Annotated in this window: 21 protein-coding genes and 1 pseudogene; 11 read left to right on the top strand and 11 right to left on the bottom strand. The window is 53.1% G+C overall.

Going from position 1 to position 18,334, the window contains the following annotated elements:
* The first annotated feature begins 432 nt into the window (after positions 1-432).
* Positions 433-810: a hypothetical protein gene (locus JMJ16_RS51205; RefSeq protein WP_201394234.1), complete on the top strand. Its 378-nt coding sequence runs from the start codon at positions 433-435 to the stop codon at positions 808-810.
* Between the two features lie 69 nt (positions 811-879).
* Complete coding sequence (locus tag JMJ16_RS51210; protein WP_201394236.1) at positions 880-1,218, top strand: hypothetical protein; 339 nt, start codon at positions 880-882, stop codon at positions 1,216-1,218.
* A gap of 419 nt (positions 1,219-1,637) precedes the next feature.
* On the opposite strand, the gene JMJ16_RS51215 is transcribed toward JMJ16_RS51210, so the two are convergent.
* A complete protein-coding gene (locus tag JMJ16_RS51215) occupies positions 1,638-2,414 on the bottom strand; it encodes a S41 family peptidase (protein WP_201394238.1) in 777 nt (258 codons plus the stop codon).
* On the opposite strand from JMJ16_RS51215, the gene JMJ16_RS51220 reads away from it, so the two are divergent.
* The 3 genes from JMJ16_RS51220 (at position 2,415) to JMJ16_RS51230 (ending at position 3,882) form a co-directional block, all read left to right on the top strand.
* Positions 2,415-3,017 (top strand): response regulator transcription factor, encoded by a 603-nt coding sequence (locus JMJ16_RS51220; RefSeq protein ID WP_236602130.1) that lies wholly within the window; start codon positions 2,415-2,417, stop codon positions 3,015-3,017. It abuts the gene before it with no gap.
* A gap of 131 nt (positions 3,018-3,148) precedes the next feature.
* On the top strand, positions 3,149-3,688 hold the full coding sequence (locus tag JMJ16_RS51225; protein WP_201394242.1) for a site-specific integrase: 540 nt from the start codon (positions 3,149-3,151) through the stop codon (positions 3,686-3,688).
* 14 nt (positions 3,689-3,702) lie between these two features.
* Entirely contained in the window at positions 3,703-3,882 is a 180-nt protein-coding gene (locus JMJ16_RS51230; RefSeq protein WP_201394244.1) for a hypothetical protein, read from the top strand.
* Between the two features lie 522 nt (positions 3,883-4,404).
* On the opposite strand, the gene JMJ16_RS51235 is transcribed toward JMJ16_RS51230, so the two are convergent.
* The gene (locus JMJ16_RS51235; protein ID WP_201394247.1) at positions 4,405-4,905 is read right to left on the bottom strand and encodes a VanZ family protein; all 501 of its coding nucleotides are present in this window, start codon (positions 4,903-4,905) and stop codon (positions 4,405-4,407) included.
* Between the two features lie 1,145 nt (positions 4,906-6,050).
* Here JMJ16_RS51235 and JMJ16_RS51240 point away from each other — a divergent pair.
* Positions 6,051-6,200, top strand: coding sequence for a hypothetical protein (locus JMJ16_RS51240; RefSeq protein WP_201394249.1), 150 nt, complete (start codon positions 6,051-6,053; stop codon positions 6,198-6,200).
* A gap of 101 nt (positions 6,201-6,301) precedes the next feature.
* Here the strand turns inward: JMJ16_RS51240 and JMJ16_RS55645 are convergent, their stop codons facing one another.
* On the bottom strand, positions 6,302-6,640 hold the full coding sequence (locus tag JMJ16_RS55645) for a hypothetical protein (protein WP_236602131.1): 339 nt from the start codon (positions 6,638-6,640) through the stop codon (positions 6,302-6,304).
* Complete coding sequence (locus JMJ16_RS55650) at positions 6,612-6,926, bottom strand: hypothetical protein (RefSeq protein ID WP_236602132.1); 315 nt, start codon at positions 6,924-6,926, stop codon at positions 6,612-6,614. Before JMJ16_RS55650 ends, JMJ16_RS55645 begins: the two co-directional genes overlap by 29 nt.
* A gap of 137 nt (positions 6,927-7,063) precedes the next feature.
* On the opposite strand from JMJ16_RS55650, the gene JMJ16_RS55655 reads away from it, so the two are divergent.
* From JMJ16_RS55655 to JMJ16_RS55665, 3 genes and pseudogenes are all read left to right on the top strand, one after another.
* Entirely contained in the window at positions 7,064-7,309 is a 246-nt protein-coding gene (locus JMJ16_RS55655; RefSeq protein WP_236602133.1) for a transposase family protein, read from the top strand.
* A 129-nt stretch (positions 7,310-7,438) separates the two neighbouring features.
* Complete coding sequence (locus tag JMJ16_RS55660; RefSeq protein ID WP_236602134.1) at positions 7,439-7,597, top strand: hypothetical protein; 159 nt, start codon at positions 7,439-7,441, stop codon at positions 7,595-7,597.
* A gap of 18 nt (positions 7,598-7,615) precedes the next feature.
* Positions 7,616-8,038 (top strand): annotated as a pseudogene (locus tag JMJ16_RS55665) (ISAs1 family transposase); the annotation flags it as partial.
* Here the strand turns inward: JMJ16_RS55665 and JMJ16_RS51255 are convergent.
* The 7 genes from JMJ16_RS51255 to JMJ16_RS51285 form a co-directional block, all read right to left on the bottom strand.
* Positions 8,018-8,776 carry an alpha/beta fold hydrolase gene (locus JMJ16_RS51255; protein WP_201394251.1) on the bottom strand — a complete coding sequence of 253 codons (759 nt, stop codon included), beginning with the start codon at positions 8,774-8,776 and terminating at the stop codon, positions 8,018-8,020. The pseudogene JMJ16_RS55665 and the gene JMJ16_RS51255 overlap by 21 nt on opposite strands.
* Before the next feature lie 255 nt (positions 8,777-9,031).
* On the bottom strand, positions 9,032-9,280 hold the full coding sequence (locus JMJ16_RS57760) for a Tn3 family transposase (protein ID WP_374229194.1): 249 nt from the start codon (positions 9,278-9,280) through the stop codon (positions 9,032-9,034).
* A 421-nt stretch (positions 9,281-9,701) separates the two neighbouring features.
* The gene (locus JMJ16_RS51265) at positions 9,702-9,866 is read right to left on the bottom strand and encodes a VOC family protein (RefSeq protein ID WP_236602136.1); all 165 of its coding nucleotides are present in this window, start codon (positions 9,864-9,866) and stop codon (positions 9,702-9,704) included.
* A gap of 72 nt (positions 9,867-9,938) precedes the next feature.
* Positions 9,939-10,154: a hypothetical protein gene (locus JMJ16_RS51270; protein WP_201394253.1), complete on the bottom strand. Its 216-nt coding sequence runs from the start codon at positions 10,152-10,154 to the stop codon at positions 9,939-9,941.
* A 71-nt stretch (positions 10,155-10,225) separates the two neighbouring features.
* A complete protein-coding gene (locus tag JMJ16_RS51275) occupies positions 10,226-10,549 on the bottom strand; it encodes a hypothetical protein (RefSeq protein ID WP_201394255.1) in 324 nt (107 codons plus the stop codon).
* A 41-nt stretch (positions 10,550-10,590) separates the two neighbouring features.
* Complete coding sequence (locus JMJ16_RS51280) at positions 10,591-11,142, bottom strand: hypothetical protein (RefSeq protein WP_201394257.1); 552 nt, start codon at positions 11,140-11,142, stop codon at positions 10,591-10,593.
* Between the two features lie 861 nt (positions 11,143-12,003).
* Positions 12,004-13,086, bottom strand: a complete 1,083-nt coding sequence (locus JMJ16_RS51285; RefSeq protein ID WP_201394264.1) for a phosphotransferase family protein — start codon at positions 13,084-13,086, stop codon at positions 12,004-12,006.
* Positions 13,087-13,380: 294 nt separating this feature from the next.
* On the opposite strand from JMJ16_RS51285, the gene JMJ16_RS51290 reads away from it, so the two are divergent.
* Together JMJ16_RS51290 and JMJ16_RS51295 are read left to right on the top strand one after the other, a co-directional pair.
* Positions 13,381-14,613 (top strand): ISAs1 family transposase, encoded by a 1,233-nt coding sequence (locus JMJ16_RS51290; RefSeq protein WP_201381902.1) that lies wholly within the window; start codon positions 13,381-13,383, stop codon positions 14,611-14,613.
* A 799-nt stretch (positions 14,614-15,412) separates the two neighbouring features.
* The gene (locus JMJ16_RS51295; protein ID WP_201394266.1) at positions 15,413-18,265 is read left to right on the top strand and encodes a LuxR C-terminal-related transcriptional regulator; all 2,853 of its coding nucleotides are present in this window, start codon (positions 15,413-15,415) and stop codon (positions 18,263-18,265) included.
* Positions 18,266-18,334: the final 69 nt, after the last annotated feature.

An 18,334-nucleotide genomic window follows, 5' to 3' on the forward strand; every position in this document is an offset into this window, starting at 1 on the left:
AACATGGCCCTTCCGCCTCGTATGTTGCCAGGAGACCAAAAACGCAGCCAAACAGATGAGTTATGAGCTTCTCGAAGCAAGAAAACGGTGTCAGGCCAGATTATAGGGCAGAGGCAACCCGCTGAAAGCGCTTGGCAATGTGGCATTTTTCTTGGCAGACAGGTCAGCAATCCTGACAAATGACATGGAGCATCATTGAGAGTAGTCCAATGTCATCAAAGGAGATCATATTGTAGGAGGATCTGGGCGGCGTTATCGAAGATGGAGGTTACGAGACAGACCTTGCTCTTGTATCTCAGGGATCTCCTATGAGAATGATAAGGAAAGCGGCGCTCCTATCGCAGCTACTAACCAATGGCGCTAGTTGAAAGTGGTCACAAGAATCGTGCTTGAGAGAGAAGAACAAAACACCTCTCGAAAGGACGAATCAAGATGACCACTCAAGACATTATCATCCAAATTTTTTGCCTTGTCGATGACCAGATGAAAAAGGTTCCCAAGCATAGTCAAGCCAAATTGTATCCCAGTGAGTTGGTCACGATCGGCTTGCTCTTTGCGCTCAAAGGAGGCTATTTTCGCGCTTTCTATCGCTGGCTCAAACGGGATTACGAAGCCTTGTTTGCTGGCTTGCCTGATCGCACTCGCTTGCAACGCTTGTTGGTCACCCATCGGGACTGGAACGAGCGGTTTCTGGCTGATCCCAGCTTCTTCCTGGTGATTGATAGCTACCCCATTGAGTTGCTGTTTCCCATTCGGGAAGGGCGCAGCGCGCAGCAAGTTGGCAAAAAATCCAAAGACAAGGGGCGTTAGAGCATTGGCATCAAGCTTTGTTGGCTCCTCAACCGCTTCGGCCAGGTGGTCGACTGGGATTGGGGCACGATGAATACTGCCGAGAAGGAGTTTCATCCACTCAGCCAGCAATTCAGCGGGGGCAGTATCGTGCTGGCTGATTACGGCTTTCGCAGCAAAGACGGCGTGCCAGAGAACTGCAAGCTGTGTGCCAAAGGCACCTGGAATGATCGCATGAGCGTGGAGATCTCGTTCTCCTTGATGACAGTCATTTGTGGCCTCAAGCGAATTCACCACCGCCTGCAAGCCTACATTCAGGCTCGTTTGGCCTCGGTAGCCGCCTTGTTCAATATATTGATGATCTTGTTTCATCTGCTTCATCCTGATGCGGATCCCTTCCAGATGAGCATTGCTGAGTTTAGCCTCTAAACTAGCACTATTAGTTACTAGGGATAGTACAAGGATTCGTACAAAAATGGGCCATTTCGCTGGGAGGAGTCCATCACGTTTGTCACGCTCCGCAAGCAGAGCGTCCCGTTTTTAGAACAACCCCTTACTGGTCATCCGGTTCTTCCAATCCTTTGATCCCTTGATACCCGTCCTCTTCTAGGCAAAGGGGAGTGGGGAGAGGCCAATCCTCGCTTGAGAGAAGAGGATGAGTCTCTCCAAAGTGACACATTTGTGATGAAGAATGTTCGTTGCCCTGGCGGATTCTCGATGAGGGAAAACACCCTACCTAATAGCCCAAGGTAAAGAGAGCCGCCCCTCATCGATCATTAGCTTGTTCCACTCGCCTGGATCTCAAAGCACCAGCATCTCCTTCTTCCTGACTCGAACCTGAGACCTTGCTAGAGATCCTGAAGCGCTTGCTCGAGGACGGGATCATGGCCAGCAGCCAGATCTGCTGGCGTGGGAGATACTTCCTCGTCAGGTGGCACGCTAATGCCATCAACAATCTCTCCGGCAGGCCCTTGCATAAATGCAAGAGGCATCACGACGACGCTCCCATCGTCGAGAAAGAAACCCTGGGCTGGTCCAGAGGCCGCTCCCGCCGTTCTTTCTCCCACCAGGCGTCCCAGATGGAGCTCTCGAATATCCATAGCGGTCACATCGCAGGCAGACGCGCAGCCTCGATCAATCAAAGCAACCAGGTGAACATGGAGCAATGGCACACTCTCATCCGTCCTTACATCTGTGCGTTGTCCCTGCCTGTCGGCAAGCGTCCCGATGACCTGGTGGTGGACAAACAGACTGATAATGCGTCTCTGTTCTTCGGCGTCTCCCCCGCCATTCCCACGCAGATCAAGAATCAGGCCCCCCAGGTGCGCCCCGGCCTGTTGCACGGCGCTGTTGATCTGGTCATACGCTCCTTGTCCAAATCGGGTCAGTCGCACATACAGGATGTTTCCAGGCAGCATACGTGCGGAAACGAGAGGAGTGGCTGGATAAGCAGCAGGAGCGAGATGGATGCTGATTGTGTCAGGAGCACTCGGGTGCTGTATCTGTAATTGGACCGGCTCCGAATTCAGGAGCGGGTTGACTACCTGCGGTACGAGTTCTTGCTCGATAAAAGGGGGGAAGCCGTTGATCGTGACGATGCTATTGTCGTGCGAGAAGGGCTGCATATGATGCTGGAAATCGCTAGAGGGGGCTTTACCTGGCTTGGCGATGCGGCCGAAGGGGCAGAAACTGTGCGGGTGGTAGAAGCACTCCAGCCAGACGTTGTGCTAATGGATCTGCTCATGCCAGGCATGGATGGCCTGGAGGCGATCACTCAGATACGGGAGCAGTGGCCGCACATCGCAGTCATCATCCTGACTACCTATGATGAAGATGATTTGATGCTGCGAGGATTGCGTGCAGGCGCGTGCGGTTATCTTCTGAAGGATACAGACCGTGAGACATTGTTTCATGCTATTCGCACGGCAGCTCGTGGTGATATGTTTCTCCAGCCAGAGATCATGGCACGCATTCTGGTCCGAACCACCGATGCATTTCATCCAACACCCTCAAGATCTCAAGCAGAGGGGGAGAAGGAGTTGACTGAGCGCGAATGTGACGTGTTACGGGCGGTGGCGCGCGGCGAACGAAGCAAAGAGATTGCTTATCGGCTTGGGATCAGTTTACGCACAGTTGAATCACATCTCACGAGTATCTATACGAAGCTCGGCATCGATTCGCGTGCCTCGGCAGTGGCTGTTGGCATTAAGCGCGGTCTGCTTTCGTGATAACCTGAAGAGCAAAAGCCTCACTTCCCTCTGGTTATCGCAGCTAATGGGCTATTAGCTGCGATAGATTGCCTTTTGGGGCGAAAACAGTACACTGTTCTCGCTCAGGGAGGACCTTAGACGCTGGGCGTGTGGAATCAGTCCTGCGTCAGATCACCTATCCGCGCGACCGCGCGCTGTTCTGGCTGATCTATGATGGCGGCCTGCGCTGCCAGGAGGTGCTGGAGATCGATATTGAAGACATCTCCTGGCCGGATCGTTCGATTGTTATTCATGGCAAAGGCGGTCGCCCACGCGAGATGTTTTTCTCCCGTGCCGTTGGGACACTCCTCGACAAATATTTGCTAACTCGTGAGTCTCCGCTCTCTGGTCCACTCTTTGTCACCCAGAGAAGATCCCAACTTCCCCAGCGCGCTGACCTCACGCCCGACGGGTACGTCCGCCTCTCCTATCGCCAGGCGGATATCCTTTGGAAGAAATATACGCCGGGCTGGGATCTTCACCAGCTCCGCCATACGGCGATCAGCGTGCGGGCTGCGCATGATTACACCGAGGTGGATCTCAAGCGCTTTAGCGGCCATACCTCCCTCCGCAGCCTGGAACGCTATATCGCTGACAACCGCGAAGCGGCCAAACGCAAAGCCCGTGAGTGGGAACGCCGCCACCACTAGAAGGATCATTTCCTATGCCTCGAATCGATGAGACTGCCTATCGGCAGCTCAAAGCCGTACCCACCGATCGGGAACCCTACAAATTGTACACGCCGACCGTTGATGCATGTCTCCTGTCACGTCAGAAGATGACCAACACCTCTGGCATGAGTGTAGCCGATTGGTCACCAACTGAATCATCTTCTACAATATGACCATCTTGTCGCTATTGTGGGCACGTCAAGAGGCCGCCCAAGACATGGCACACATTGCCCACGTCTCCCCGGTGGCCTGACAACGTATTAATTTCTATGGTCGGTATGAGTTTACCAAAGCGTCAGAGTCCATCAATATGGAAGAGACCGTCGAAGCCTTAGCGCATCATCCCATCCTCTCGATGTGGACGAAGGAGATGCCTGGGTGAAGCCGAGTGCACCGTTTCGGGGGGTTATGCAAAAATCCCCACATACTGTTACCTAAATTTCAAAGGGTGGCAAAATCCTGAAAATTACGATAAATCACTGAATCGGATACTCAGAGCTCTTCAGATAGGTGATTAATGAACTATAATATCGCCCTAAGACCGTTGCATATGGCCTTGCAGGCGCCAATAGCTAGCATTGATATTGTTGCGTGTATACGGCAGAGCAAGCTATAATCACGGTGCGAACTTCGTCAACAATGGCCAGCCAAGCAGAAATCGCGAGCATTTATGTTCGCGATTTCTGCTTTCCAGCCTAGTGCGCCGATTGATACCTTACCTTGAAGAATAGGAAACGAAGTAAGATAAACAATATGAGTAAAATTGTACCAGCCACAACAATAAATCGGTCTCGTTTTTCATTATCAACATACTTATTGCTTAAATCATAGAGTATCAACCCAAGAAACCCACCAGTAGTATTCGTGATCACGTCTGTTATATCTGTTGCTCCGATCGCGAGTACAAATTGAATCATCTCGGCGGCAAGGCTAAAGATGCATACCAAAGCGAGCCTTCGCCAAATGTTAGCCCGTTTGAGATTGACACTTAAAAGCAAACCAAAAGGAATAAAAACGACAAAATTATAGATTATCTCTCTCAAATTATCTCGCGAAGAACCTGCAAATGGAATCAAGTTAAGATTTCTGGTTTGATAATCTAATACCGGGGCCACATCAATTGAAAGTTTGAACAAAATTATCCATAGCAGGATTAGCAGGTATACGGCTAATAATATTTTAGATAATGACTTCACTTGTGGTACCTCTGAATCTTTTAGCAATTATAGCGTAGTTTCGTCGGACCAAATAGGCTGAAAAAAACAAAAGGTATGATGTCATCTTCATACAATCTAAGAATCGACGGGGAATTCGCGAAATTTGTGGCAGAGGGTTCTAGACCGACACGGTCAGCCAAATCCGACGCAACTGCGCATCAACGTCATTTTTATCGTTCTGACCTCTGTAACCGGGGTCATTTTTTATAGTTTGGTTCTTCATTTAGTATCTCCTATTTTGTTATAAAGAGGCCCGCAATGTCAAGACAGTAAGGTCGCCAGAAATAAGAGCTACTTTCTCCTTTTCATCTTTCAACGTCCCGACATATGTTTCATCGTGCTATCTATGTACTTGCTTTGCTTGATCCTCACTTCTTCCTCGGATGGAAGACGAGGTTGGTAAGAGAGACTGGAACGACTCACATTCAACAAATCTGCTTGCACACTGAGAGGCAGCTCGCTCTCTCCACGTTCAATCAAAGCTACTCGCTCATCACGAGGGAGGCTCAAGGCCAGTTTTTTTTTTGAGCCAGGCGATCTGCGTCGTCAACTTCCCAATTTCGGCGTAGAGGTCAGTAAGTTGTTTTTCATAAGCAGTTTTCAGATCAGCAGTTGAGTCCTGTTTTTCAAACAGGCTTGGGAGGCCCTCCAATGCCTGTGCCCGCCAATTCTTTAGCTGCGTGGGGTGAACCTCATATTCCGAAGATGGCTCGAGACACGAGCACGTATTGAATAGGAGCTACACACGCTCTTTGCAGAGCGCACGCCATTTTACGTTCTTGATACTGAGACCACTGGCAAGCTGGAATCGAGGCACTGCCAAGCCGTCGAGAGTGGAGCAATGGCAAAAATGATTATCGATGGCAGACGCTCGAATGGGCTTGCTCCGAACTAGAGATTCAGGAAAGTATCCATCATCGCGCCATTGATGATACACAAAACACGCTGAGCGTATTACGTGGCATTGCAGAGCGAGCCAACAAGAACGCTACTCCACCAACAGAAATGCCTTCTTTCCCCAATAACTACCACTACTAGGCCCATCACCTATCATGTAAAAAACAACAACAAGCACGAAACTGATAGAATAGGAGCGGGGAAACACAAGGGCGTGGAGAGCACGGATGAAACCAACGCATGAGGTACGCCTGTTTGGAGCTACAACAGATAAGCAAGCTTTTGCCACGATCCCCATGGTTGCCACGATGCCACTGGGGGCGCCCCCAGTGGCATCGTGGCAATTGGGCAGGTGCGTGCTGGCCAGGCTGAAGTGAGCTTGGATGACGAGTCTTGGGTGTACTACAACGTGCGGATCGAGGGCACCATGCTTTACTATGACCGCGAGGTATCATGACCTGGTGATGCCCTCGTTTCTCTACCGCATTGGAACATAGCTCGTTCCGGTATTGTGGAATAGCACCTGTAGTCCATTGACGGTGACCACCAGATCCGGGTGGTGGGTATCGCCTGCGAACGTAAGCCTGACTGGTGCTAGGTCAGCGCCAGAGCCAACCAGATGCGGGCCTTGCAGGAGACGCGCGTGTACGGGATCGCCGCCAGACACCTCGAAGATGAGCACTTGCCCTTTCAAGTTGATGGCGGTGAAATGGGTTTCGATGCGAGGATCTAGTTCATGACCCACCATGTGGTCTACCTGGGTCGTTCGGGGATACCCATAACGAATATCATCGATGAGCCGACCACTCCACGACATCACCACTGACCCGGCGAGGACGAGGAGCAGCGCACAAAACATTCCTAGCCCAAAGGGGAAGAAGCCAGCTCCCTCGCTGGGGTATTTTTGGCTGTGGCGCTGACGAGCGCGAGAATTCCGGCGCTTCCTCAGTGGTTACGGGGCGCCGCGCTCGTGGTTTGGCGAATTGGGAGGCACGCGCCGTCTGGACCGCTAGTGATTTTCCTGGCCCAGTCAGCGGGCGGCGACGTACGATGAGGCTTCGTGGAGCGAGACGAGGCTCCTTCTCGTCGGGCATGGCAGGCATAGTGGTTCCCTCCTTTGGACATAGACAAGTACAACAAGCGTAAACAAGAAATAGAGGGGTCATAACCAGGCACAAGCGAGGGAATTAAGATAGAAAAAACACCCAATCTCATCAGAAGAAGGGGCCTTTCTCTTTCTATGCATTCTACAGCACTTTCGTTGACGTTACCCGCGCTGACCAATAGCCAGCGCACCCACCTGTTGGAAGATCATCCGCTCTGTAGTCTCTATGAGTTGTTTGAGACGCTTCCCGACCCACGCTGCAAGTCAGGACAGCGCTACACATTGCCCTATTTATTGACCTGTCTGGTAGCGGCCCTGCTGTGCAATTGTAACTCCACGCTGGCAGTAGGCGAGTGGTGCCGAGAAAACCTGACCTTTTAGAACGGATCTTTGGTCCCGACGCTTTCTGTGCCCCAGTGATTCGCTCTATCGCGTGCTCTTACCCCGCCTGAGTGCCGAACACCTAGAATGGGCGTTAGCTGATTAGTCCACGCCTGACAAGGAGACGTAGTGCTGACCGTCAAGGCTAACCAACCAACCCTCTACGCCGACTTGGCAACCTTCTTCACTGATCCCTATGCATCCTTTGAGCAGGACATGACCACAGATTATCACCGAGGGCGCATTGAAGTGCGCTCTATCAAGGTCAGCACCGAACTTAATGGCTAACTTTCCCCCACCTGGCCTCACCTTGCTCAGGTTGCCCAAGTAACCCGCACGGTGACCATCCGCCGGACCAACAAGACGACTCGGGAGGTCGTCTACCTCATCACCACGCTCTCACCTCATCTTGCTCCTCCCCGCCGCTTGCTCGGCCTCGTACGCGGGCACTGGTGCATCGAAAATTCACTTCATTATGTGCGTGATGTCACCTTTGGCGAAGATCGTTCTCGTTTCCGCACCGGTCAGGCTCCCCAAGTTATGGCTGCTTTGCGCAATCTCGCTATTACTCTGATGCATCGCAGTGACCAGTTTCAGATTGCCACCACTCGACGGCATTTTTCCTATCATCCTCACGAGGCTTTGACTCTCCTTTTGCCTCAAAAGGGGCGCAGCCTTGGTGCCGGTGGCTTCACAAGCCCTGATTGGTCAGACACGAGTAGCTTGTAAAAAGGCTTCAATTCGCTGCACAATACGTCCAGGCGCATCTTCCTGGAGAAAGTGGCTCGCATCCTCTAGTTCATAGGTTTGGGCGTGCGGATACAAACGCTGCCAGAGCTGAAGCACGGCGGGAGAAAACACCGGGTCTTGCATCCCCCAGATAAGGAGAAGAGGCGTGTGGCGAAAAAGAGACAAGCTCTGCTCGATTCGTTTCATCTCAGCATAGGAAACATCGGTTTCTTGAACAGGAATGTCCCGTGACCAGCAGAGCATCGCCAGGCGAGATTCCGGGGTAGGAAAGGGTGCACGATACCCCTGCATAATCGTCTCTGTCAGATGCTCTGGGTGATGGGTGGTGCCCTTGATGGCAGGCTCAAGATAGCCACTCTTCTTCAATACGAAGCTCTCTCCCCGTTCTGAGCGAATAAGTTCCAGCAGGAGTGGAAAAGGTCCTCCAGGCCAGGGAGCAAAAGCCCACGTGTTCATGAGGACCAGACGTTTGATGCGCTCAGGGTGACGAGTGGCAAATCCGAGCCCGACCGGTCCACCCCAATCGTGCAAGACGAGCGTGATGTCGTGCACATCCAGAGACAAAAGCAGTGCTTCCAGATTGCTCACATGCTGCTCCAGGCGATACAGCGAGCGATCTTGAGGGACCACCGACTTGCCCATTCCTATCTGATCGGGGACAATGCAACGATACTGCCGAGCCAGAGACGGAATGAAGTTGCGGTACAGGTATCCCAAGTAGGATCACCATGGAGCAGTACCACAGGCTCTCCCTGACCCTCATCAACAAAGTGCATTTCGAAGTTACGGTTCACGTAATACCGTGGAGCAAACGGGTACGTTCCCTCAAATGTTTCCTCTTTGATTGTCAGCATCTTAAATCTCCTCTCATCTCTGTATGAACAACCTGCTTCCTCTGCAACACGTCCAGCATATCATGGGATCAATGCTGAGGCAATCACACTGGATCTGTCAGGGGTGGCTACCACCTGTTTATCTTTCTGCAACAGGGCACTTTTCTCTCTGAGAATTCACAAGCCCTGGTAAGGGGCTCAGTTGCCCTCTGCGCTTTTTGAGAGCCTGCAAGTCCAAATGATGCGAGCCATGCAAATGAATATGGGCTGAGGTAATCGGCGACAGATGCTCCAGGTTGCTGTCCTGGACCGGATAGCCGGTGGCTTGCAGGTGATCGAGTGCCGCCTGCATGTAGCGGGTATTCCAAAAGGAGCGGGCACCAACGATACAAGAGTGTAAACGTGGACGTGACGCTGTCGATTTTCGGGAATTCCGCTGCTGATGGGAGAACCTTTTTCCTGGCTAGAGGCGCACGAAATCGCCTGAAGAGGCCAAAATAGGAGCAAGGCAATCGCGAGGATACTTACCCGAAAATCGACAGCGTCACGTCCACGTTTACGCCAGTGGCGAGTTCAGTCCTCAGCTCACCGCTTTCTTCACGAGCGCAGCGATCTTCGCCTCTACTTCAGCAGTCAACCCCTCCAGCGCGAAGGCGGTCGCCCACATGGCACCTTCGTCGAGATTCGCGCTATCCTCGAAGCTGAATTCTGAGCAGTTCTGACCCACTCCTAACCCGATGGGAGCGACTGCCAGCCCCCATCAGGTTGGTCACCGCGATTATGCAATGATGATCGCCAGAAGGTTGCGACTAGGACTGAACCACCTGCCACAAGTTGCCATCGGGATCACGGAGGTCAAACCACTTGACACCAGACCCCGGGCCATACAGATCATCCTTTATATCATTGGCCTTAGCACCCTTTGCATTGAGCCTGTTGTAGGTCTCCTCAATGTTTGAAGTTGAGAGGTACATCCTCATCGATCCTGACCAACCTTTCAGGTATCATAAAACAGTGTATTCTTAGCTTTAATTGAGCATACATGCTCAAGCATTATTCCTTTTGCTCTCGCGCGTTTCAAGTGAGAGCAGTGTCAGTCCAAGACGGACGATCTGGAGGAGCACTCCATACAACGCGGCCTGATCCGGCAACGTCCCCGAGAGCTGCGTTGTCCCGGTCTCCTGCTGTTCGATGCAAAGCCCGCCAAAGCGATCTTGCCAGGACTGGTCCAGGTGTCCTTGGATCCGTATCGTGTAGTACATCTGCCTCCCTCCGCTGATCTCTCGCGTTTCACGGCCTGCGCGCCGTGCTCGGAAAGGCGAGCCATTTTAGTTCACCAGGATCGCCGAACCGCCAGGACATCCTTAAAGTACCCTTTAAGCAGAGCATAGCTTGCCGTCTGCTCGATTCTGTCGAGGACAGCCCGGCTCTCCTGATAGGCCAGGTGTAACTGTCCCGCCTCTTCTGCTGAGAGCGCCAACCACTGTATAACTCTGGTGGCAGCAAAGTGGCTTCCCGACTGGCGCACTCGCTGTCTGGCCTCTAACAGTTGCGGCAAAAGCTTCGCTCTCTCTTGTCGAGCCGTGTAGTAGACGACATTACAAAAGAGTGGAAGCATGTGCCAGATGACCTCCTCATCCTGATCAAGCTCCTGCATCTCCTGATGGAGGGAGGGCAAGCGCTCAAAATCTGAGATCTCTATGGCCTCATACAAGGCCATCCCCGCGCGTAATAGGCGCAGGCGCCGATGCAGCAGAGCTTCCTGATCGATGGATGGAATCGCTGAGGTCTCCTGGTTGGTCTCATTCGCTCGATGAGTTGCCGCACCTGCTGGTAGCGACTTTCGCGCTGATCGCGGGTCGAATAGGTGACGGGATGAAGCAGGTAGAGCGCTGCGGTGAGTGCCAAGCGAATGTGTTCATGCGCCAGCGGATCAGGCAGCGCCAGTACCCAGCGCGCCATTGTTGCCGCCTCTCCACGCATCCAGAACTGCTCGACGGTTTGCTCCATTAGCCACGCTGCCGTGGAGAAGGAAGCTCCGGCAAGCGCATGAGTAATGGCCTCAGCCCACTGTCCCTCAGCCTCATAAAAGTCGACGGCTTGACGATGCAAGAGAGGCACCATCTCTGGCTGGCTGGTGTGAAGCGCTGAGAGCAGAGCTTCACGAAAGAGATCATGCAGCCGGTAGGTTTGCCGCTCCTCATCCAGGGGTACCAGGAAGAGATTCGCTCGCTCTAGCAACGCGAGCATGTGCTGGCTGACCGCCCGCGTTGGCGCGGCGGTGACAGCCTGACATACAGAAGCGTCCAGGTGCGAGAGAATGGCGATATGGAGTAAAAAGTCGCGCGTATCGGGGGACAGGCGTGCCAGGATGTCCTCCTGTACATAGTCCAGTAGATATCACTGGCTACCAGTCAATGTCTCAAGATACGCTGTGCGATCCTCACGTTTCTGCATAGGGATTCGCTTGCAGAACGCTTCAGGACGTTGCTCTGAAGCGCAAGGGGGTTATCTTTTTTTCTCGGCCCAAAGGCTTTTTTGTCTTCCTTGCACAGAGCTTGACAAATCTTATGGCTTCTCTCCCGCTACCTCCATCATTCTACTCCTTGAATGAGTTGCCATCGTGCATTCTTCTGCCAATTATTATATGAGCTCTACCCCTGCAGGCGAGGAGAACCGCGTCAGTTGTTTTTTTAGAAATGATCATCAGCCTCCTGCTTGAAAAGTAAGGAGGCTGATCAACGAGCAGAAGCGTCGCGTTTAGCGTCCTGTCATTTGCTCAAGATGAGCAGGGTAGCGAGCCTACTGGATGATGATGGCTTTCTAATTGTAGAGTATAGAAAACGACCCAGCCTGTTGAAAAAGTCCAGATAATCTCATCATTTTACCCTTGGAGCACACAATTCGAGCATAAATGGTAGCAATATCGTAGAATATGCTCATCCATTAGAGGCTTTTTTCAACAAGCTGCGGTCGATTTTGGCATATGCAGAGAAGTTGGCTTTTCTCCTTCCTTCACTGGATATGAGAATCACACATGTATTGGAGAATTATGTAAGAGGGAAGAAGAGGCGAAACAGGAACAGCATTCCTGTTTCGTCCTCAAGAGCATTAGAGTTGGTCGAAAATGATGGGAGGGAACAGATAGTGCTCAACCCAATCATGAAACGTCCATTCTTGGGGCCACCAACACCATCCTCGACGTTGGAAGAACTCCCAAACAATCGCACGATCAAGCAGCATATAGATGGGAAAGCGTCTGACGAAACCAGGTCGCAGCGATGTGTGTGCATGATACGCCGCGAAGAACGCTCCTGCAAGTTGTGGGTTCTCATCCAGATACTCAGCAAGCTGACGAGAGAGATCTACCTCACCATCCCCAAAATGAACTTGCATCAAGTCAAACACCCCGCTGACCTGCCAGCGTTTGCCATATTGTGTGACAACCAGATTTCCTTCCTTGTAGTCTTCCATCACTAGGCATGGCTCGTAGGGCTCATCGAGTGCGTCAAGAGCCTCAGCGATACGCTCCTCGACCCAGAGGAGATCCTCTTCGGTGGTGGTGGCGGCATTGTGCTCTTGAGCCTGAGTCAATTTGTGGCGAAGACATCCCTTGACCCTTTCACTGTAGGTGATCAGCATTGGTTCTATTCCGGAGAGTCTGGCATCTGAGTCGCTCTTAAAAGGCCAAGCCAGTTCCGTTGCTAATTCCAATGGCTCAACCGTGTTACTGACAGCATTGTACCGACCAGCAAAAGGCCAGGTCACTTGCTGCATCTGTGCTAGGTTTTCCCCCAGTGCCTGAGCAATTAAGCGTCGGTTTGCCGACCCTAACTGCTTTTTGACCTCGGCATCGGCTAATTGCAGACCTGGCATCCGGGGCATGATCACAAAGCTCCATCCAAAGATCTCCTCAGTGGGATCAACGAGATAGGGCCAGGGAACGGGAACGTGAGTACGAGTATGCAGTTGGTGGGCAAAAAATTGCTCGGTCGGAAACTGCCACCAGAAATGGGGGCTACCGCGCAAGATATATTCTCCTGTGCTGCTCTCCACAAAGACATTTTGTCCAAAATTTCCAAAAGGAATCGCTTCCGCCCGGATAAAGCGACCTAACTGGAAGCGGTCAAGGGCCGCTTGAAACTGGGTATCAGCAATCATCCCAAGACGCTGTGAATACTCTCTTTCTGTCATAACAGACAGGCTCCTTTCTGGCTCTGATTAATCGTCTGTGTTTCTCAGAAAAAAAGCCGCCCGGTCATGAAAAGGGCTTGTATTGTCCTTTTCATGACCGGGCGGCTTTTTTTCTACCCGGCTTTCATCAAAAACTTCTGGAGGAGAGTATAGCAGGACCAACAGGGAATGTAAAGCCAGATAGAGGTGCACACAGGGCTTTTTGGTTTACCCGAAAAGAGTGAAAAAGAAGTCATTTCTTGCTACACTTAGGAAAACTCAAAACACCCCTAAGAAAGCGAGAAATGACCTTGGATGTACCTTACCATATCTGACGAAATGAAAAAAGCCTTTCCCGAAGCGCTTCACGTGGATCCCACCTCCTTCTACGCCGCCTTTGCTCAGGTGAAAGATCGACGTGGCAAACGAGGGAGACGTTATCCCCTTCCGTTGATATTGACGCTGCTGCTGTTAGGAAAGCTGGCAGGAGAGAGCAGTATCCACGGGATTGTGGAGTGGATTGACGAGAGAAAGGAGCAGCTTCAGGGCTATTTGGGCTGGCCGAGGCGCTTTCCAACGAATTCGACCTACACCTTTGCACTCAGTCAGTGTAATGACCAGGAGATTGCCACCGTCTTGGCTGGTGTTGTACTGAAAGCCAGAGCGGTTGAGCACTGCGGTGAGGAATCTGGTCGGCTTTCCAAGCCAGGTCAAGAGAAGCCGCTCATTCAGGCAGCCATGGATGGCAAACAGATGCGAGGAACCTTAGGACACCAGAGCAGTGAGCAGCCTCCTGTCCATCTGCTCTGCCTCTATGAGTGCCAAAGCGGCATTGTCCTCGCCCAACGTGAGGTTCGCAGCAAAGAAAATGAGATCAGTGCGGCGGCTGCCTTGTTGCATCCCGCCTTGGTCAAAGGGCGTATCATTAGTGCCGATGCCATGCATACGCAAACAAAGTGGTGTGCGGCGGTTGAGCGCTATGGAGGCTACTATCTGCTGATTGCCAAGCTTAATCAGCCACAACTCTATGAAGATCTCCGCGACTTTTTTGAGGAAGAAGACGCTCCCCGCCAGCAGTGGCAGTATGTCAAGAGCGTTCAAAAGGGGCATGGACGTCTGGAAATCAGAGAACTGTGGAGCAGCACGCTGATGAATGACTGGTTTGAGCCGCAATGGGCAGGTGTGGCACAGGTCTTCCGGTTGCGCAGGCACACGACGCATCGAAAGGATGGGAAGGTGCGTGAGGAGATCGTCTATGGTCTCACCAATCTGCCGCCTCGTCTGGCCAACGCAGCACGCTTACTCCAGTTGCAGCAAGCCCATTGGTGTATTGAAAACCGCCTCCACTATCGGCGTGATGTGACGATGGGTGAAGATGCCTCTCAAGTCCGTTTGGCAGGGGCTCCAGCGGCGTTAGCAGCCCTTAATGGAGGGGTACTCGCCATGATGGATTGGTTGCAGGTCAACAATGTCGCCTCTGCTATGCGGCATTTTTGTGCTCAGCCTCGCGAGGCCTTGCAACTGCTGTGTGGCAAGTTATCACGGTAATACGGGTAAACCAAAAAGCCCTGGAGGTGCACATCGACTTGTGGAGTGGAAAAACTAAGACGAAAACAACCTTCACACATCGCCAAAACCTTCCAGCCTGTTTTTCAACAGGCTGGCAACAGGTGACATGATGTACGGAACCATCGAGATCATCAAAGCCTTGGAAGATGCCCACATTCGAGCGTACCTTCCTGTTGCTGAGAGAGGGCAACGCGCTGGCTATTAGGGATCGGCGCAATTCACGTATGATGCGCTCCATGACCAGTTTTACTGCCCTTTTTATCCCTTATCTCGTTCGTTTTATTTTTTCTTGCTCCGTCACAATGAGACCAGAAATCTTTCGCTCATCACTATCTCCATAAGCTCTTCAACGACTTTTTCAACAGGCTGGTCCGTTTTCTGACACTTTTTGCTCTGCTTTTCCGGCGCGAGAACACATTGCTTCTGATTGGCGTCAGGCAGAGCTTTCACATGAAGAACCCCAACGCTTTCTGCCAACAGAAGCAGAGAGCGTTGGGTCATTTCTCAGAAAAAAGAAATGTGTATGTCAGAAAAACAAACGAGACGCCAGCGCTGCCACCAACGGTATTTGTCTCAATCACTTAGTGTAAATTCACGAGCAATTTTGCTTGAATTGTGAGCTTCTGCTGCCCTGTTCCAGCCTTGTTTTGGGCTGAGAGAGGCGCGTCTTGTTGGGTTTCCTGCTACTCTCTGCGACGGCCCCAACTTGCTTCCGTGACTCTTTCATGATATGCTCATCATCATGGGTATATGAAACACAAGAGAGCGGAAGGAATCGATGTCACAGACGGAAAATAAGAGCCCCGCCCCACCGCTTGCCACCAAATTTGTTGCGCCTCAGCTTCCTCTGACACTCGTCAGTCGTCCGCAGCTGCTCAAGGAGGTGGATGCCATGACCGCTCATCGGTTAGCACTGCTTTCCTCCTCCGCAGGCAGTGGAAAAACGACGCTGATCTCGACCTGGGCCAGAAGTGCGCACACTACCGGGCGGCAGGTGGCCTGGCTCTCGCTAGACGCCCTGGACAATGATCCCACCCGTTTCTGGACCTCGGTCATCGCAGCCCTGCGCACGCGCCTGTCGACGCTCGGTTCAGCCGCGCTTCATCTGCTCCATAGTCCACAGCCTGCCCCACTCTCGACTGCCTTGACTATCCTCATCAATGAACTTCTGGAGCAGGGCAGCGAGATGATCCTGGTTCTGGACGACTATCACATCATCGAGGATCAGGTCATTCATGAATCCCTGACCTTCCTGCTCGATCATGTGCCTGCCAACCTGCACCTGGTGCTGGTCACTCGTGTCGATCCAGATTTGCCGCTGGCTCGCTGGCGCATGCGCGGTCAGATGGTCGAGCTACGCGATCCTGACCTGGCTTTTCGTCAGGAGGAGACGGCGTGCTTTCTCACCCAGGTGTCCGGAGATCCCTTCCAGACAGATGAGATCCAGTTACTTCAACGCCGCACCGAAGGCTGGATTGCTGGTTTGCAACTGGCTGCGCTGGCTCTGCGCAAACACAACGAGCGTGCGGCGTTTCTCCAGGCGTTTACAGGCAGCCATCGTTATTTGATGGACTATGTCCAGCAGGAGATTCTCAAGCGCCTGCCGGTGGCTTTGCAGCAGTTCTTGCTCCAGATCGCCGTTCTCCCGCGCATGAATGCGGAACTGTGCCAGGCCGTGACCGAGGAGCCAACCAGCCAGGAACTGCTGGAGACGTTGGAACGTCAGAACCTCTTCCTGGTTCCGCTGGACACCCAGAGGCACTGGTATCGCCTGCATGATCTCTTTCGCGAGATCCTGCTCGCCCACCTCCAGATGACCCAGCCCGCCCGGCTTCCCACGCTCCATGAGCGTGCGGCCCGCTGGTATGAGCAGCGGGACGAAGTGCGCGAGGCGCTGGCACACTGGCTTGCAGCGGGGAACTTCTCGCAGGCAGTTGCGCTCATGGAGCGTGTCGCGGAGAGCCTGTGGCTTGGAGGGGAAGTCAAAGCCCTGTCCCGTTGGGTCATGGTGCTGCCTGATCGAGTGGTGCACCAGCATCCACACCTGGTGTTAATCACCGCGCTTTATCTGCTTAATAGCGCGGGTCAGCTGGCAGAGGGAGAGCGGCTGCCAGCGATGCAGGAGGGAAAGCGTCTGCTGGCGCGAGTGGAGGCCATGTGGCAACGCCAGGATGAGGGTTCCTCTGTGGCTGGAGAACTGCGCTCGGATGCGGAAACGGCTTTGCTGCAGCGACGAATGCGCCTGCTGCGCTGGTGGATTGCGTCGTTTGATGCGATAACGAAGCGGGATCCAGAGCAACTGCACCTGCTCGCCGCACATATGCAACAGGAGGTGCAAGACGAGGAGATCCTCTGGCAGATGGTGCCACTCTCCATTCGTTTTGTGCTGCATCAGTCCTTTCTACGGGAAGGGGCGTTGCTCTTCCCGGAGTTTCTGGAGGCGGAGCAGTGCGCCCGCGCGAGTGGGAATCGTTATGCCAGGATCAAGACGATGCAATGGCTGGCTTTCAGTGCCTGCGATGCAGGACGCCTGCACCAAGCGCGGCAGGTGTGCCTGGACGCCCTTGATCTGCTCTCCCAGATAGGAGAATACCCCCAGCTAACCGGGTATTTTTCCCTCTGTCTCGCTAATGTGTCCTACCAGTGGAATCACCTGGAAGAGGCTCGGGGCCTTGCGCGTCACTTGGTCCAGCAGGCGGCGGGCTGGCAGCAGGTCGACCTGTATATCTCTGGCCTGCTGACACTGATTCAGATTGAACTGGCCGCAGGGCAACTGGACGTCGCGCAGGATCTGCTTCAGCAAGCGGAAGAAGCGGTTCAACGCTTCAAGAGCGACTTCCATCAGTCCTGGCTGGCAGCGCATCGCATCCAGTATTGGTTGGCTGTGGGCAATCTGGAGGCAGCTACAAACTGGGCTACGCGGAGAGGCTTCTTCCCCCTCCACTGGCAGCCCTGGGTGCAGGAAATCATCCTGGCATCTATTCGCGTGCTGCTTGCCCAGCAGCAGTTCAGGCAAGCATTGGCCCAGCTTGAGAGCTATCAGAAGCATTTCGAGCGGCCAGGATCCCTTGAGAGCACGTTGAATTTTCTGGCCCTCTTCGTGGTCGCGCTCGCCCAGGCTGGCAGGGATGAACAGGCACGCGTGGTTCTCAGGCGTCTGCTCTCCCTGACGAAAGCAGAGGGGTTCCTTCGCCTCTACCTGGATGAAGGTGAACCGATGCGCTGCACGCTCCAGGATCTCCAGGCGACGCTGCTGCAGGAAGGTGAGGAGACGGAATCCTCCCCCGCGTTTATCTCCACCTTGCTGGAGGCCTTCGAGCAAGAAGCACAGCGGCGCTCACCAAGAACAGCCACCTCATCCACTCCCCGCATGTCCGCACAAGCAGTGCTGTCCCACCCACAAGCAATGGCCTCTCCTCATCCCCAGGCTCTGTTGATCGAACCGCTGAGTCTGCAGGAACAGCGGGTGCTACGCCTACTGGTTGCTGGGCGCTCCAACCCGGAGATCGCGCGCGAACTGGTCGTCTCCGTCAATACGGTGAAGACGCAGGTCCAGAGTATCTATCGCAAACTGGGCGTGACAAACCGTGTGGAAGCGAGCACTGCTGCTCGCGATCTCCACCTGCTCTAACCTTCCTTCCTCACAATCACCCAATCGAATGATGCCCAATCACCCGGTTGTGCTTTACACTCTTGTTCA

The sequence above is a fragment of the Ktedonobacter sp. SOSP1-52 genome, assembly GCF_016587395.1.